The 754-nt window shown below is 62.5% G+C and carries 1 protein-coding gene and 1 pseudogene; one reads left to right on the forward strand and one right to left on the reverse strand.

Translation table 11 applies throughout. The features are described 5' to 3' along the window. Positions 1 to 232 (reverse strand): annotated as a pseudogene (locus EN994_RS33905) (GGDEF domain-containing protein); the annotation flags it as partial. 159 nt (positions 233 to 391) lie between these two features. Here EN994_RS33905 and EN994_RS33910 point away from each other — a divergent pair. Continuing rightward, positions 392 to 709, forward strand: coding sequence for a hypothetical protein (locus EN994_RS33910; protein WP_013528869.1), 318 nt, complete (start codon positions 392 to 394; stop codon positions 707 to 709). The last annotated feature ends 45 nt before the right edge of the window (positions 710 to 754 follow it).

The raw sequence follows: 754 nt of genomic DNA on the forward strand, positions 1-754 counted from the left end.
GGCAGCAGCCGGCGATGCTGAAGCAGATGTTCGACACCAGCTTGGTCAGCGGCATGCCGATCGGCAAGGTGAAATACTGAAGCAGGAAGCCCACCGCCGAGAGACTGTAGCTGAGCGCCAGCACGGCCAGATAGGGGCGGTGGCGCTGATAGGACCATAGCACGAGGAACGCCGCGCCGAGCGCCAGCGCGATCGTCGGGTTAAGCAGCGCTATGAGCAGACCCGTGTCCAAACGACTATGACTTCCCCTCGCTTACGTCGGGGAAGAGCTTAGAGGGCAAGCCCAAACAAGCGGTTAAGCCTCGCCGCAAGCAGGACCGCCATCTCAAAATAATGTCAGGGAACCGCCGTCTCCGGTCAGCGTTCCTTCGTTGACAATCTGGAGCGACCGATGGCCGACACAATCACACTGACCGACCACGATGCGATCCGCTCGTGGGCTGCCGGGCGCGCCGGCTTTCCCGCAATCGTCGACATCTCGCCCGAAGCGGGGACGCAGCCCATGTTGAGGCTGGTCTTCGGCCAGCACGCCTATCAGGATCAGGACCAGCCTGAACGGCCGCTCAATGCGGGGGGCTATGAACTCGTCGAATGGGACGAATGGTTCAAGCTCTTCGAAGAACAACAGCTTGCGCTTGTGGTCGCGGCCGAACAGCCCGGACGCCGCGAGGAGTTCCACGAACTCGTCCGCCGCGACGGGAAGCGTTGACCCGAGCCGGGTGCGGCTCGGGTCCGTTCAAGTCTGGACTACTTC

This window comes from Mesorhizobium sp. M7A.F.Ca.CA.002.09.1.1 (genome assembly GCF_003998555.1).
In the GTDB taxonomy this organism is placed as follows: Bacteria; Pseudomonadota; Alphaproteobacteria; order Rhizobiales; family Rhizobiaceae; genus Mesorhizobium; species Mesorhizobium ciceri.

What these genes read in the sequence shown, in the direction of transcription:
- EN994_RS33910 (WP_013528869.1), top strand. Translation starts at nt 392, where the DNA reads ATGGCCGACACAATCACACTGACCGACCACGATGCGATCCGCTCGTGG.